Genomic DNA, 15,264 nt, shown 5'->3' with positions numbered 1-15,264 from the left:
TTTTATACGGATATCCGCTTTCTTACCAGTATTGACAAAAATATGGCTTATTGTCTGCTGAAAGGACAGAATCCGGAAGCTTCGCCTGCCAGCCGTGGCTGGGTAATCGGTCGCCTGTGCTGAGCGAAGTCGAAGCATCCAACCAGTCAAGCAAGGAAAATAAGGCAACTGGCATGATCGCGGATAATCAGATTATCTTAATAGACTTTCCTAAATCAATAACTCTCAGAATCATTCGGGAAATCCCTGTTTTTGACATCCTTGATATAATTTTTGAACGCATCGGTCATTACCCGCTGCAAATCAGCATATTGCCTCAAAAATCTAGGTTTAAATTCCTGGGTGATCCCCAGCATATCGTGCATCACCAAAACTTGTCCATCTACATGTGCCCCTGCTCCGATTCCGATGACCGGAATTTGAACAGACTCTGCAACCTTCTTCGCTAAGGAGGCTGGAATCTTTTCCAGAACAATGGCAAAGCATCCGCATTCTTCCAGAATTTTTGCGTCTTCCAATAACTTTATAGCTTCTGCCTCTTCCTTCGCACGAACAGTGTAAGTCCCGAATTTATAGATGGATTGAGGTGTCAAACCCAAATGTCCCATCACCGGCACACCAGCACTCAAAATTCTACTCACGGACTCTTTGATTTCGGCTCCGCCTTCAACTTTTACTGCATGAGCTCCAGACTCCTTCATGATTCGAATCGCAGATCTCAAAGCCTCAGAACTGTTTCCCTGATAGTTTCCAAATGGAATATCCACTACAACAAAAGATCTTTTGACCGCTCTAACTACTGAACTTGCATGATAAATCATCTGATCCAGTGTAATTGGCAAAGTAGTCTCGTGCCCGGCCATCACATTGGAAGCGGAATCCCCCACAAGAATGATATCTATTCCGGCAGCATCAACAATAGTAGCCATGGAAAAGTCATAGGCTGTGAGCATGGAGATTTTTTCTCCACGTTCTTTCATTTCCTGAAGAATATGGGTGGTGATCCTTTTGATATTAGCCGATGAGTGAACAGACATGAAATATTAGTGAAGGTGAACAGAATAATTTTCTTCAGATAAATCTACTTTAATATGCTCATTAAGGGTGGTAGAGAGCTCATAACCTGTATAATCAGGGCGAATTGGGAATAGTCCATGTGCCCGATTAACCAAGACAGCCAATTCCATTTTATCGATATCCTCTTCCAAAAAAGGCTTGATTGCATAGACAATAGTTCTACCTGTATTCAATACATCATCCACAACAATGAGGGTTTTGCCGGAAAGAACTACCGATTGTGACAATTCTACTTTAGAATGTGCGATGTCGGATTTATCCAATACAATCTCCACTTCTTCCACAGCTAGATTCGAGATGCTTTTAAGTTCTTTCGCCAGCAGCTGGGACAGAATTAATCCCATTCCACTGATACCTGCAAAGACAACTCCGGAAGAATAGAGATTTCTCTCGTAAATTTCGTATGCCATCCGGGTGATCTTTTTCCGGATTTGTTGGTGATTGAGTACTTCGCTCATGATTTGTTTTAAAAATGAAAATTAGGCCAATTTACCCTGCTTTCAAAATTATGACTTAACGGTGTGAATCTTCTTCATTTAAAATATTCACATAACTTTCATATCTGTAGGGGTGAATGTATCCTTCTTCCAGTTGTTTGAGAATTTTACATCCCGGCTCATTTACATGCTGGCAGTTATTATACTTACACTCTCCCAAATGCGCCCTCATCTCAGGAAAGTAATGAGAAAGCTCATATTCTTCAATTTCCAATATCCCAAACTCTTTGATTCCAGGAGTATCTATCAAGTCCCCACCTTCTTTGAGAAAAAACATTTCTGCAAAGGTGGTTGTGTGAACCCCCTTACTGCTGTAGCCTGAGATTTCCTTAGTTTCCTGTCTTGCATCTGGAATTAATCTGTTCAATAAAGTGGATTTCCCCACACCCGAATGACCTGAAATTAGGGTGGATTTTCCTTGAAGATGAGGAATCAGAAGATCCTTCAATTGTTGGTTTTCTAGGGCAGAAAGCTCGACCACAGGGTATCCCAATGGTTCATATATTTCATGAATATCCTGCAGCCAATCTTGAGCATCTTCCCCTTCCATTAAGTCCATCTTGTTTACCACTAAAATGGCGGGGATTCTAAAACTCTCCGTACTAACCAAGAACCTGTCAATAAAACCTAGTGAGGTTCTGGGGTTTTTCATAGTAATAACTAACATCGCTTGGTCGAGATTACTCGCGATGATGTGAGAAAAGTGCTGTTTCCGGGTAGATTTTCTAATCACATAATTTTCTCTGGGAAAAATTTCCCGAATTACAGCGGTAGACTGACCTTCTTCCAAATCCAAGCTTACCCAATCACCAACAGCAATGGGATTGGTTAGTTTGAGTTCATCTTGTTTGAACTTTCCTTTAAGTCTGGCCTGAATCATCTTTTCCTCAACCTGTACAGTATACCAGCTCCCTGTAGACTTGATCACTCTCCCTTTCATGATTTCAGATATTTAGAGATATGGGCAAGAATTTTAGCAGATGCCCCCAATTGAGTTTCAACCCAATGCTTTGCTGCTAGTTTTGCATTTTGCAGTTCTAAAGAGTTTTGGAGTGCATCCATCCTTTCGATTAATTCCTTTGAATTTCCCACAGAAAACGCACATCCCTGAGCGATTGCCGTTTCAGCTTCAGGGAATTTTTTTTCTTTTTTCACTTTCCCAAAGATAACGGGAACACCAAAACCTATGGGTTCAAGGATATTGTGCAGCCCTTCTCCAAAAGCCCCTCCTACATAAGCGATAGTTGCATATTGGTAAAGTCTGCTGAGCATCCCAATATTATCGATAATTAAAACAGGGGATTTCTCGATTTGATCCCATTGGGAATAAAAAAGCGTCTTGGTATTAATTTGATTAGCCCAAGTTTGAAGATGCTTTGACTTAATATCATGAGGAGCAATGATAAATTGATAGTCCGAATTAGAATTGATAAGTGGAATTAATAAGTCCATATCCTCCTCCCAAATTGAACCTAAAACCATTACTTTGGAATCTCCCACCCATTTGGAAATTTCCGGAAATTCTTTGGCATTAATAGCATTCTCAGCGACCCTGTCAAATCTCGTATCCCCTGAAAGGCTATGTTGCTTGTATCCTATTTCATTCAAAAGAGATTGGCTAAGTTCATTTTGGCAAAAAATGTGATTAAAACAAAAAATCGGAGCTCGAAAGAAGCCTTTCCTGGTAAAATAAACTTGATCTTTCCTGAAGGCTGCAGCAACCAAAAATGTAGGGACTCTTTTTTGATTCAAGCATTGAAGAAAATTAAACCACAAGTCATATTTCACGAAAAAGCTCATTTCCGGTTGGAGAATTTTCAAATATTTTGCTGCGTTTTTTGTTGTATCTATAGGTAAATAGCCAATGTAATCCACCTCTACTGGAGTCTTTTTTTGAGTGGGGACAAATCCGGAGGGGCTATAAAAGCTTACCGCAATCAAGTAATTAGAAAAGCTATGCTTTAATCCTGAAATGACTGGCTTTGCCTGTTCAAACTCTCCCAGGGAGGCTACATGAAACCAGATTAAAGGTCCTGACTTGGTTTTTCTAAAATCCTCCAAATCCGTAAATAGATTTTTACGCCCTTTGTGAAAAAGCTGAACCTTTTTGGAAAACAATGAAATCAGAGGCAATGCAATTCTGAGTAAATGCATTCCTAGATCGTATATCCACTTCATCTTTCAAAATTAGGCTTTAATCCCAAAATTCCTTTGTTTCGCATTTTTGGAAAAGGAGTTTATTCAGCTTTCTTCAAAAAAAGAGTGAGTAATGAATGAAAATCCACCAAAAATTAATTATTTTCAAAGTTATTGTTAAGCCATCCCCACCAATTACAGACTGTTATTTCAAATGATTAAAGTACTATTTGTTTGTCTTGGAAATATTTGTAGATCGCCTTTGGCACAGGCCATATTCAATCAAAAAATTAAAGAGGCTGGAGTAGACGTACACTTCAAATCCGATAGCGCGGGAACCTCTGATTATCACATAGGTGAACTTCCGGACGAACGAACTCTGAAATGTGCTGAATTACATCAAATCCCCATTAAACACAGAGGAAGACAGGTCAATAGAACTGATTTCAGGGATTTCGATTACATCATTGCGATGGATAAAAGCAATCTCAAAAATTTGAATTCCATGAAAATTTCTTGCGGTTTTCCCGACAAAGAAATTCATTTGATGCGTGATTTTGTACCCGGAGACGAAGGACTGTCTGTTCCTGATCCCTATTATGGCGGGGAGGAAGGATTCTTGGAAATCTACAGAATATTAGATGAGGCAATAGAGCACTTTTTGAATCAAATAAAAGTCACCCATCAGCTGTATGCTTGATCTGAATGAGATCTATGAACAAGTACTTTTTGACAGTTTAGGGCCCTTAGCCGAACTCAAATCAGCCTCATTAATTGCAGCTGGCAGCCACAACCAAGGAATTAGGCTGGATAGTAATGAAGGCAGTTTTTTTCTCAAACTCAATTTTGACCATGAGAAAGACATTCTTTACAAAGAAGCAGAGGGTTTGGACTTACTTAGAAAATCTACTTTTATCAAAATCCCAAATGTCTTTGGATGTGGAAGAGTGGGTGATTACAATTATTTATTGTCAGAATTTATCCCTTCCGGAAGATTTCAACTCGACTATTGGGAAAATTTAGGATTGGGTCTAGCTCATTTACACTTGACCAATCAAAAAGAATATGGGTTGGAAAATGACAATTACATCGCCTCACTTCATCAGAAAAATCTGACATCAGATTCTTGGTTGGATTTTTTCATAGAACAAAGACTGGAGCCATTGTTAGGGAAGGCTTACTTTGACCGATTGATTCCCCTCGACTTCTTAAAAAGGTTTCAGGAGATATATCCTAAACTAGAATCTATTTTTCCAGATGAAAAACCAGCGCTACTTCATGGGGATCTGTGGTCTGGAAATGTAATTGCGACAAGTCAGGGGGAACCCTGCCTGATAGATCCGGCCATATATTTTGGACATCGGGAAATGGATTTAGCATTTAGCAGGCTTTTTGGAGGTTTTGACAACAGGTTTTATGAATCCTATGAATCGATTTTACCTTTAGAACCAGGTTTTGAATCCAGAATAGGCATATACAATTTGTACCCTTTATTGGTACATTTGAATTTATTTGGCGTCGCCTACTTACCTGGTATAGAAAAAATTGTAAACCGATTTCGTTGATGAGCTTTTTGATCCGCCCCTATCAAAACCAAGATTGCAAAGCAATTTTGGAAATAATCAATGATAGTATCCTTAATACATTTTTTAATTATGATTACCACGTCAAAACGCTCGAGGAAGTTTCCCGGAATTTCAATCAAAAACTAAATGACAACATCCCCATCCTTGTAGGTGAAATGAATGGCCAGGTAGTAGGCTATGCCACCTACGGGAAGTTTAGAGCCAAACCCGGATACAATAAAACTATTGAGCACAGCATCTATTTAGATCATTCCGCACAAGGAAAAGGATTAGGTACCGCAATGCTTAAGCAATTGATCTATCTGGCCAAAGATCAAGGATATCATGTAATGATAGCTGGTATGGACTCTGAAAATCATGGGAGCTATCGATTTCATGAAAGGTTAGGCTTCAAGGAAGTTGCAAGACTTCCTGAAGTATCATTTAAGTTTGATAAGTGGCTGACCTTAGTTTTTATGCAGCTGAACCTGGAAAATTTAGCCTAAAAGAACTTTCTCACCTGTTTTTACAGCTTCGAAAATCGCATCAATGATTACCATATCCTTAAAGCCTTCCCTTCCATCTACAGGGATTTTGGGAGTAACACCATCAAAAATTATAGCAGCCATCTGATCCATCTGGGTCGTCTGATGAGTGACATGGGGCTCATTCAAAGGACCTTTATGGGTTTTCCCCTGAATAGGACCATAGCCTGTGGAAGGCTGCATTTCTGCAAAACCCTGGGTCCCATTTAAGAAGAATTTATCCAAATTATTCATGCTGTAGGTAGAAAGGCATGAAGCCACGACCCCAGAAGGAAAGCCCATCTGAAATGTGATGGTTTCGTCAATCCCATCCTTGAACTTGACCGGATCGGTCTTCACTTCCTGAGCAGTTACCCAAATCGGCTCCTCCCCTACCATATACCTCGCACCATTGATAGAATAAATACCGATATCCATCATTGCACCACCTCCTGATAATTCTGGATTGAGCCTCCATTGAGTCGGATCCCCAATTTTAAATCCGCTCAATCCCTGAAAAAATTTAATGTCTCCAAACTCTCCTTTTTCTCGCATTTCTACCGCCTTCAGCGTATTGGCTTCAAAGTGCATTCGGTATCCGATCAATAACTTTACTCCAGCCTGATCACAAGCAGAAACCATTTCAGCGGCATCTGAAGCATTCACAGCCATGGGCTTTTCACAGATCACATGCTTGCCTGCCTTGGCTACTCGGATAGTCTGTCCTTTGTGTAAGGCATTTGGTGTGATCACATAAACGGCATCTATATCCGGGTTATCCTTAATGGCATCGAAGTTTTCATAGTTATAGCAGTTTTTGGCAGGAATTCCATATTTAGATTGCCACATGGCAATTTTGGACGGAGTTCCGCTGATCACACCTACCAGTTTTGCCCGCTTACAATCCTGCATCGCTTCCGCTACTCTAGTGCCATAACTTCCCAATCCCATAATGGCAACCCGCAAAATTTTATCCTGATCGAATATTTCGGAAATAGGGCTAGAAAAAACAGAAATTGCTGGAGTCGAAAGGGCTATAGCGGTTGCACCTGCCTTTTGGATAAAAGATCTTCTGGAGTTCATGGATTAATAGGTTGATTTATTGAAAATTACGGATAAAAAATGATTTCTCTTCTCATTGGTAAGTTTAAGACGGCGAAATCCATTTTATCAACATAATCTATAAAATCCACCTTTCGGAATTACTCTTTTCTTCTGACAAACTGGACTGTGTTTCTCGTACTTTGCTCCAACAAGATTTCATATCCCGGATTGAGATCGCTGAAATCTTTTCTGTCTGGGTGCAGTACAGTCAAAAGCTCTAATCCTTCATTGTATCGAATGATAAATTTATTTTTCAGGGAATTGACAAGCTGCTCTAATTTGAAAAGTTGCTGGTCTATAATAATCGAAACTGATATCGCCGAAGTCTGAAGAAAATTTACCCGAAGTTTGAGTGCATTCAATTGCTCATAGATAGTGTGAATTTGTTCCTCTTCAATGAAGGTAAAGTCCGTCACCCGAAATGTGACTAAAATCTGATTTTGCTTTAAAACAATGGTAGGAATTGGATTTTGTTTTCCTAGCTGAAAGATTTTGGTACCGGCAGCTTCTGGTTTCAAAAAGGATTTTACAAATAAGGGAATTCCGGAATTAGCTAGGGGTTTAATGGTCTTAGGATGAATGACCGAAGCTCCATAAAAGGTCATTTGAGCAGCCTGCTGATAATCAAGTTCATCAAAAAGCTGTGTGTCCTCAAACAGCTTAGGGTCTGCATTTAATACTCCCGGCACATCCTTCCAAATGGTCACAGATCCGGCATTTAAACTTGAAGCAAGGATAGCTGCGGTAAAGTCAGACCCTTCTCTTCCTAAAGTGGTGGTTCTACCTTGAGGATCAGCCCCGATAAACCCTTGGGTAACGACTGGAAACTGATCTAAAATCGGCTTCAGATTTTTTTGGCAATTCTGTCTGGTCTTTTCCCAGTTGATTTTCGCAAATCTAAAATCACTATTGGTGGAAATAAATTCTCTGGCATCTTGCCAAACTGAGACCAAACCGATTTCACAGAGATACTCCATTACAATTCTACTGGAAATCAATTCCCCAAATGCCACCACCCGATCATAATATTCATCGTAATTATCTTTGGTGATTGGATTTATCAGCAACTTTTCCAACTGTAAAAAAAGATTATCCATCTTAGAAAAGATGCTGTGTCCGACAGGGAACAAATCATTGCAAACCTCAAAATGATAATTTTTTAAAATTGTACTATTTGAAGAAATATCTTCTTCCTTCATTCTAAGTTCCAGTAATTTCTCCAATGCATTTGTGGTTTTACCCATTGCAGAAACTACGATTACCATATTTTTTCGCAATCGATTACGCAAAATTTCAGCTAAGTTTTTGACTGCTGAGGCATCTTTTACTGAAGCTCCTCCAAATTTGAAAATTTGTGTTTTGGTCATAAAATATTATTCCTAATTTCGAGAGTAACTAATTCCAATTATTGTACTTTTCCAATCCATGAAAATTCTTCCTTATCAGCCTGACCAAAGTGGAATGGCTTATTCTGTCGGAACAACTCTGGACCGATTTATCAAATCAAAGCAAAGTGATTTCCCTTTTGCTTCCGGTGAACTTTCCCAACTACTTCGAGACATCGCTTTAGCTGCCAAGATAGTCAATAGAGAGACCAATCGTGCAGGGCTTGCCAATATCGGAGGTGCTTTTGGCCAGACCAACGTACAGGGAGAAGAGCAGCAAAAGTTAGATGTGATTGCCAATATACGTTTTATGAGAGCTCTCAGTAAAGGCGGGGAAGTTTGCGCTATCGTATCTGAGGAAGAAGATGCAGTTATAGATTTACAAAACGGTTCGGGAAAATATGTTGTCGCGATAGACCCTCTGGATGGCAGCTCCAACATTGATGTAAATATCAGCATAGGAACCATTTTTTCAATTTACAGAAGAAAAACACCTGTGGGTAGCCCTATACAAGAAGAAGATATCATGCAGCCTGGAAAAGAGCAAGTTGCTGCTGGGTATGTGCTTTATGGCTCCTCCACCATGTTGGTCTATACCACAGGATTTGGGGTCAATGGGTTTACCTACGAGAATTCCCTGGGAGAATTTTTCCTTTCTCACCCAGCTATACAAGCTCCAAAGGATGGAAAAATCTATTCCATTAATGAAGGTTCAGAATTAGAATGGGCCCCTGGTGTAAAAAACTACGTTGACTATTGCAAAAAGTCTCAATATTCTGCAAGATATATCGGTTCATTGGTAGCAGACTTTCACAGAAATTTATTGAAGGGCGGGATTTATGCCTATCCTTCCACCCAAAAGAACCCCAATGGGAAACTTCGCCTACTTTATGAAGCTAATGCACTGGCATTTATTGCCGAACAAGCCGGGGCAAAAGCCACGAATGGAACACAGCGTATTTTAGAAATACAGCCTGAGACACTTCATCAAAGAACTCCTCTTTGGATAGGGTCTGAGAAAATGGTAAACGAAGCTATGGGATTTTTGAGCAAGAAAAGGGAAGCTGTAAATCTGTAGAACTAATGGCCGGGTTTTGAGGTTAAGTAAATTGGATGTTTTTATCTTCACACTCCAAATTCTTAACATATGAAATTTAACAAAACCTTTTTGGGACTAGCACTAGCTGCCAGTTCTCTATCCATTTATGCATGTGATTCGAAAGATGATCTTGACCTAGTCAGTGATGAGCCTATAGATGAAACTTTTGCGGTTCAGACTGAGAAAATGTTGATCAATGTAGACACGCTTTATTCTGATTTGGAAAGTCCTTGGGGAATGACCTGGCTAACTGAAGGAAAAATGCTTTTGACTGAGCGAAAAGGAGAAATCCTGATTTTTGAAAACGACAAATTCACCGGTCAAAAAGTACAGGGACTACCCAAGGTACATGAGGTAAATCAAGCTGGGCTACTGGATGTTCAAGCTCATCCAAATTATGCTCAAAATGGATGGATTTACATTTCTTATGCTAAACCAAAAGGAGGAAATAAAGGTGCTACAACCATCGTGCGATTCAAGCTGGAGGGTAATCAAGCAGTTCAACAGGAAGAATTGATTGAAACTACTCCAGAGTGGGAAGGCGGAAGACATTATGGATCCAGAATTGTTTTTGATAAAGACAATTATTTGTTTTTCTCCAACGGAGACAGAGGAGACACTCCTTCCAATGCGCAGGATTTGACCAATTCTCATGGTAAAATTCACAGAATCCATGATGATGGCAGAATCCCTTCTGACAACCCATTTGTGAATGAGCCGAATGCTATTAAATCCATTTGGACCTACGGAAATAGAAACCCACAAGGCTTGGTTTATGACAAAGCTAATGACAGAGTTTGGGAGGCTGAACACGGACCAATGGGTGGCGATGAGCTTAACCTGATCGAAAAAGGCAAAAATTACGGCTGGCCAGTAATCACCTACGGACAAAATTATGATGGAACTCCCATCACAGATATCACAGAAAAAGAAGGAATGGAGCAACCGGTGACTTACTATGTTCCCTCTATTGCCACATGCGGTATGACAATCGTAACTTCAGATAAATATCCAGCTTGGAAAGGGGATATTTTAATCGGTGCATTGGCGAAAATGCACATCAATAGAGTAGATATGGATGGAGCTAAGGCACTTTCACAGGAAGTGATGCTGCAAGATATCGGTAGAGTAAGACAGGTTTCCGAAAGCCCGGATGGTTATTTGTATGCCATCACAGAAGGCACTGGACTTCTAGTCAAATTGATTCCGATCCGATAACAAAAAAAAGAGGCTGTTTCAAAAGTGCAATTTGTCACATTGAGCGAAGTCGAAATGTGGGCCACAAAGATAGAAATGGCCTTCGACTCCGATCAGGCTGACATCAGAACTATTTATGAGACAGCCTCTTTTTTCTTTTCTATTAATTCCTTAGACAAAATCAACATCCACATTGAATGGGTACTTCATCAAAAACTGGAGCGCCTCCTCAATTTCCAAATCTTCAAAAAGTACGCGGTACAAGTTTTCTGTAATCGGAGCGCGTAAATCTGCTGCTTCCAAAAACCCTTTGATAATTTTCACAGTATTGACACCTTCTGCAACTTCTTCCATACTGGCTTGAATCTCTGTCAAACTCTCGCCTTTGGCTAATCTATATCCTACCGTAAAGTTTCTGGAATCCACGGAATTACAAGTCGCTACCAAGTCTCCTATTCCTGCAAGTCCAATGACGGATTTTAAGCTTCCTCCTAAGGCATTACTTAAATGGGCCATTTCCACCATGCCTCGGGAAATCAAAAGCCCTCGGGCATTTTCTCCCAAACCAAGCCCTGCCAAAGCCCCTGAAGCTATCGCAATGATATTTTTCAATACTCCACTAAGCTCCACACCAATGATATCCGAATTACCGTATACCTGAAATTTATCAGACCTTAAAAGTCGCTGGCCTTCCATGATTACTTCATTGTACTTGCTGGCAATTACGGTAGCAGCCGGCTGACCTTTGCTGAGCTCTCTAGCCAAATTAGGGCCTGCTAGGCATCCCACCCTGACAGCAACTGTCTCCTGTTGGATTACTTCACTCATGGTCAATATCTGGCTTCTTTTGATTTTTTTGACAGTGTCTAAAGTTTGACCTTCTGGGAGATTCAAACAAAGCCCTTTGGTGCCATGTATCACCAAATGATAAGGATGTAGAAATGGGGCAAACTTTCTTGCAACTTCCTGAAAACCGGAAGAAGGCACCATGAAAAACAAGATGTTACACTCTTTACAAAGAGTCTCTGGGTCAAAAGTCCCCTGAATGCTGGCATGTAAGGCCTTTCCTTGAGCACTGCTTTGGGTATTGATTTCGTCGACTACCTCTGGCTTTCTGGCATAGACCATCACCTTGCTTTTTTCAGCGAGCATATTGGCTATGGCCGTACCAAAGCTACCTACTCCTACTACGCCTATGGTGCTAGATTTAGAAGAGTTTTTCAAGGCCATATCCGTGTAATCTGTTGTGATAAAAATACAATAAACTCATATCCTCAGTGACTATGTCTCCCTGACGATTTTTGATTAAAGGTCTTTTTGCATGGTACATTCCCACATTATCCAATCCATGGGAAATAATCTCATCCATAGATCTTTTCATGTGCGGAGCAATATTAATCTGCCCATCTGCCTTCAGTGCTAGAATCCTTTGATAGACCATTTCGCAGGCTTCTTTAAATTCCTGATAGGGTAAAAATATTTCTTCCTCAGGCAAGCGTATCAAATCGAAAAGGTCCAATTTATTATTTCGCTGTTTGATCAGCTCGAAGGCAGTAAAAGCCACCAGGTGTGAACTGAAAACTCGGTTTATTTTATGAAATTCCTCTACTATGCGCTTTCCAAGCATATTGGTATACTCTTCCTCCCGCTGCTGATCTACCGTAATTTGGTTGTTGGAAATAAAATAATCTCGAGGGTCAATTTTTCGTCCGTATTTATCAAGACTATCTCCATTTTCATCCACATAATTCCCCAACACATCCATGGCTTTCCCTACAGAAACTGAAATATCAGAACCTTTGGTAAAGAATTTTACTAAGAACTTGGAGATCTTGTAGGAATTAGAAAACTCGTCATTCTCTTTGTAATAGCGTTCCTGTCCGGTGATGCTGAGATAGTCTTTGATCAAACTTGGTGCTTCCAGTACAAAATGATAATTGATAGTCACTGGCACAATGAAGATTTTACCGGAAATATCATTTATATCATTCTGATAATTAGTTCTTTGCGCTTCGATGGCAGTACTTAACAGTCCTAATTTCAACTTGGACTCAATCATGCCGCTTCGGCTCCGGGTTCCTCCCGGAAAAAATAAAGAGTGGCATCCAAACTGTATCGCTTCTTTGGAATAAGTCTTTAAGGTTTCCAGATACATAAGATTCTTTTTCCTCCTATCCACCTTATAGGCACCCAAGGCATTCATGAAATAGGCAAAAATCGAGATATTAAACAGGTTAAGACCTGCTCCATAAATAAAAGGAGGCAAGCCCAAAACAGAAATAATCCAACCAATCAAAATACTATCCAAGTTTGAAAAGTGAGTTGGAACCATGACTATAGTACCTTTGGTTGCCAAATCCCTCAATTGATCCGTTTCGCCTGTGATCTGGATTTTATCCTGAAGTGTATATTGGTTACTGAATATGGATTTAAACCCTTTTACTCTGGCAGCATTCAGTAATCTGGAAAAGCCATAAGTGACTACGCTTCTGGTAAATTTATAATGTTGATGATTGAAATTACTGGCAATTTCCTCAGAATAACGATTGGTGATTCTTTCAAGAATCTCCTTGTAGGCCTCCAGCCTCTTACTTCTATTCAGCTTGGTCTCTGAATTGATCTGCAATAATGCAGCTTTGACTTTCCCCCAAAACTCACCCTCATCATCCGGGTCAACAACCCAGGGGTTTTGCTTAATTCTAAGCTTTTCCCTGTATAAGGTTGTCTCCAGTTCCTCTTTGAGAATATCAGGGTTTTTGCCCGTCAGAGTAAGAATTTTATCCTGCGCACTGGCTGAAACTCTGGAAACAAATTCCTTTCTCTCCCTAGCCAATTTTACGACAGGCCATTCATCCTTGCTGGGCAAAATTGGCTCGTACCGATGTTTGATATATTTCTCCTCCAAAATGGAAAATGGGTTTTATAAAAGTGAATGCCAAAGATAAGGAAAATGAACTTGTAGCGGGAATCTTAAGCCTTAGGAACAGATGGCTCTGATTTCGACTTCAGGAATAAAGCCACTACCAGGGTGGTAATCAATCCCATGACTATTGCTCCAATCAGGGATTGAACCATATAGCTTTTTAAATTGAAATAGGCTTCGGCGTCAGCTAATGTCATTTTTCCACTGGTCACTGCATGTTCGATTACATTGCTAAAATATTCGGGAGTGATATAGGTACTGATCACATATTGAGCTATGGGACTGAGTAAAGCAATAATTAGGGTCATGATCAGACCTGTGACCACCCCCTGTTTGTAGCTCATTCGCCCAAAATATGTATTTCTCTTTTTATCCAATAAGGCAAAAACATAAACCAAAATCGCAGGGATAGCAAAGAAGTTCGTGTAGGTAGCGTGATCAGCTATTTTTTCATCATGCCAGCCCATGGATTTTTCAAATAACATCCACAATAGCATAGTCAGAATGAAAATAAATGCCCATTTGAGCTCTATCTTAATATTTTTCATAGTGATTTGGGTTAGGTGATGGGGCGATATTTATACAAATTACAAAAATTCAGAAACGTTTATACTTTTCTGTTGTTTCTCAGGTATCAAATAGAATCCCTTGTCTAGGAACTAAAGGGTATTATTTTTACGCCAGCAAATCCCAATGAAACCAGATCTCAAACAAATACAGGTGCCGATCGAGTCGGAAATGGTTGTTTTCGAACAAAAATTCCGTGACTTCATGAAAAGCAAGGTGAAGTTGCTCGATCATATCACCAATTATATCGTAAAGCGGAAGGGCAAACAAATGCGGCCCATGTTTGTGTTTTTGACGGCTGGAGTCTGTGGAGAAATCAATGATTCCACCCACAGAGGGGCTGCTTTGATTGAGTTGCTTCACACGGCAACACTTGTTCATGATGATGTCGTGGATGACGCAAATTATCGCAGGGGCTTTTTTTCGGTCAATGCATTATGGAAAAATAAAATCGCTGTCCTTGTTGGGGATTATTTGCTTTCCCGAGGATTGCTTCTTTCAGTGGATAACGGGGATTTTCATTTGCTCCAGATTGTTTCCAATGCTGTCAAAGAAATGTCTGAAGGTGAGCTACTTCAAAGCTACAAAGCCAGAAAACTGGATGTAGACGAAGAAGTTTACTATGAAATTATCCGTCAAAAAACGGCCAGCCTAATAGCTTCCTGTTGTGCTGTGGGGGCTGCAAGCGTCAATGGAGACCTGGAAATGGTCAGCAAAATGCGTGAATTTGGAGAGAAGGTAGGAATGGCCTTTCAAATCAAAGATGACCTTTTTGATTACGGAGAAGAAGAAATCGGCAAACCTGTAGGAATTGATATCAAAGAGAAAAAAATGACTTTGCCTTTGATATTTGCTTTGAGTAAGGCGGATTGGTTAGAAAAGAAAAAAATCATTCACCTAATCCGAAATAAATCCAATGACAAAAAAGCTGTAAATCAGGTCATAGATTTTGTAAAAAAGAGCGGAGGTCTAGACTATGCCAAGGAAAAAATGAATGGGTTTTATCAGGAAGCTTTGGGCATTTTGGAAGGATTCCCAGAATCTGAATACCGAGCCTCGCTTTCAGCTTTAGTCAGCTATACCATAGAAAGAAAAAAATAAGACCTCATCGAAGGTCTTATTTTTTGTTTAAACCCGGATTATGCATTAGAATCTGTAGTGAGAGGTCAAACCGCAATAAAATCAAGTAT

Annotated in this window: 15 protein-coding genes; 6 read left to right on the top strand and 9 right to left on the bottom strand. The window is 40.0% G+C overall.

Annotated features, from left to right (window positions below; translation table 11 throughout):
- Positions 1-215: 215 nt before the first annotated feature.
- The 4 genes from panB to FL972_RS13065 are packed head-to-tail and all read right to left on the bottom strand — an operon-like array spanning position 216 to position 3,752.
- Entirely contained in the window at positions 216-1,037 is an 822-nt protein-coding gene (gene panB / locus FL972_RS13080) for a 3-methyl-2-oxobutanoate hydroxymethyltransferase (protein ID WP_144605908.1), read from the bottom strand.
- A gap of 6 nt (positions 1,038-1,043) precedes the next feature.
- Positions 1,044-1,535, bottom strand: a complete 492-nt coding sequence (locus FL972_RS13075) for a phosphoribosyltransferase family protein (RefSeq protein ID WP_144605907.1) — start codon at positions 1,533-1,535, stop codon at positions 1,044-1,046.
- A gap of 55 nt (positions 1,536-1,590) precedes the next feature.
- Entirely contained in the window at positions 1,591-2,514 is a 924-nt protein-coding gene (rsgA, locus tag FL972_RS13070) for a ribosome small subunit-dependent GTPase A (RefSeq protein ID WP_144605906.1), read from the bottom strand.
- Entirely contained in the window at positions 2,511-3,752 is a 1,242-nt protein-coding gene (locus FL972_RS13065) for a 3-deoxy-D-manno-octulosonic acid transferase (RefSeq protein WP_144605905.1), read from the bottom strand. Before FL972_RS13065 ends, rsgA begins: the two co-directional genes overlap by 4 nt.
- A 172-nt stretch (positions 3,753-3,924) precedes the next feature.
- Between FL972_RS13065 and FL972_RS13060 the strand changes: the two genes are divergently transcribed.
- The 3 genes from FL972_RS13060 to FL972_RS13050 are packed head-to-tail and all read left to right on the top strand — an operon-like array spanning position 3,925 to position 5,781.
- Complete coding sequence (locus FL972_RS13060) at positions 3,925-4,410, top strand: low molecular weight protein-tyrosine-phosphatase (RefSeq protein ID WP_144605904.1); 486 nt, start codon at positions 3,925-3,927, stop codon at positions 4,408-4,410.
- On the top strand, positions 4,403-5,275 hold the full coding sequence (locus FL972_RS13055) for a fructosamine kinase family protein (RefSeq protein WP_144605903.1): 873 nt from the start codon (positions 4,403-4,405) through the stop codon (positions 5,273-5,275). Before FL972_RS13060 ends, FL972_RS13055 begins: the two co-directional genes overlap by 8 nt.
- Entirely contained in the window at positions 5,275-5,781 is a 507-nt protein-coding gene (locus FL972_RS13050) for a GNAT family N-acetyltransferase (RefSeq protein ID WP_144605902.1), read from the top strand. Before FL972_RS13055 ends, FL972_RS13050 begins: the two co-directional genes overlap by 1 nt.
- On the opposite strand, the gene FL972_RS13045 is transcribed toward FL972_RS13050, so the two are convergent.
- Together FL972_RS13045 and FL972_RS13040 are read right to left on the bottom strand one after the other, a co-directional pair.
- Positions 5,773-6,882 (bottom strand): Gfo/Idh/MocA family protein, encoded by a 1,110-nt coding sequence (locus FL972_RS13045; RefSeq protein WP_144605901.1) that lies wholly within the window; start codon positions 6,880-6,882, stop codon positions 5,773-5,775. The genes FL972_RS13050 and FL972_RS13045 overlap by 9 nt on opposite strands.
- Positions 6,883-7,001: 119 nt before the next feature.
- Complete coding sequence (locus tag FL972_RS13040) at positions 7,002-8,270, bottom strand: aspartate kinase (protein ID WP_144605900.1); 1,269 nt, start codon at positions 8,268-8,270, stop codon at positions 7,002-7,004.
- Between the two features lie 58 nt (positions 8,271-8,328).
- Here FL972_RS13040 and fbp point away from each other — a divergent pair, with 58 nt between their 5' ends.
- Together fbp and FL972_RS13030 are read left to right on the top strand one after the other, a co-directional pair.
- Positions 8,329-9,366 (top strand): class 1 fructose-bisphosphatase, encoded by a 1,038-nt coding sequence (fbp, locus tag FL972_RS13035; protein WP_144605899.1) that lies wholly within the window; start codon positions 8,329-8,331, stop codon positions 9,364-9,366.
- Positions 9,367-9,435: 69 nt separating this feature from the next.
- Complete coding sequence (locus FL972_RS13030; protein ID WP_144605898.1) at positions 9,436-10,605, top strand: PQQ-dependent sugar dehydrogenase; 1,170 nt, start codon at positions 9,436-9,438, stop codon at positions 10,603-10,605.
- Between the two features lie 150 nt (positions 10,606-10,755).
- On the opposite strand, the gene FL972_RS13025 is transcribed toward FL972_RS13030, so the two are convergent.
- The 3 genes from FL972_RS13025 to FL972_RS13015 form a co-directional block, all read right to left on the bottom strand.
- Entirely contained in the window at positions 10,756-11,814 is a 1,059-nt protein-coding gene (locus FL972_RS13025; RefSeq protein WP_144605897.1) for an NAD(P)H-dependent glycerol-3-phosphate dehydrogenase, read from the bottom strand.
- Positions 11,792-13,489: a 1-acyl-sn-glycerol-3-phosphate acyltransferase gene (locus tag FL972_RS13020; RefSeq protein WP_144605896.1), complete on the bottom strand. Its 1,698-nt coding sequence runs from the start codon at positions 13,487-13,489 to the stop codon at positions 11,792-11,794. Before FL972_RS13020 ends, FL972_RS13025 begins: the two co-directional genes overlap by 23 nt.
- A gap of 65 nt (positions 13,490-13,554) precedes the next feature.
- Entirely contained in the window at positions 13,555-14,055 is a 501-nt protein-coding gene (locus FL972_RS13015; RefSeq protein WP_144605895.1) for a DUF4199 domain-containing protein, read from the bottom strand.
- 145 nt (positions 14,056-14,200) lie between these two features.
- On the opposite strand from FL972_RS13015, the gene FL972_RS13010 reads away from it, so the two are divergent.
- Complete coding sequence (locus tag FL972_RS13010; RefSeq protein WP_144605894.1) at positions 14,201-15,175, top strand: polyprenyl synthetase family protein; 975 nt, start codon at positions 14,201-14,203, stop codon at positions 15,173-15,175.
- The last annotated feature ends 89 nt before the right edge of the window (positions 15,176-15,264 follow it).

Source organism: Algoriphagus algorifonticola (genome assembly GCF_007655305.1).
Taxonomy (GTDB): Bacteria; Bacteroidota; Bacteroidia; order Cytophagales; family Cyclobacteriaceae; genus Algoriphagus; species Algoriphagus algorifonticola.
The sequence above is the reverse complement of the archived record's forward strand: the minus strand, read 5'-3'. Positions and strand labels throughout refer to the sequence as shown.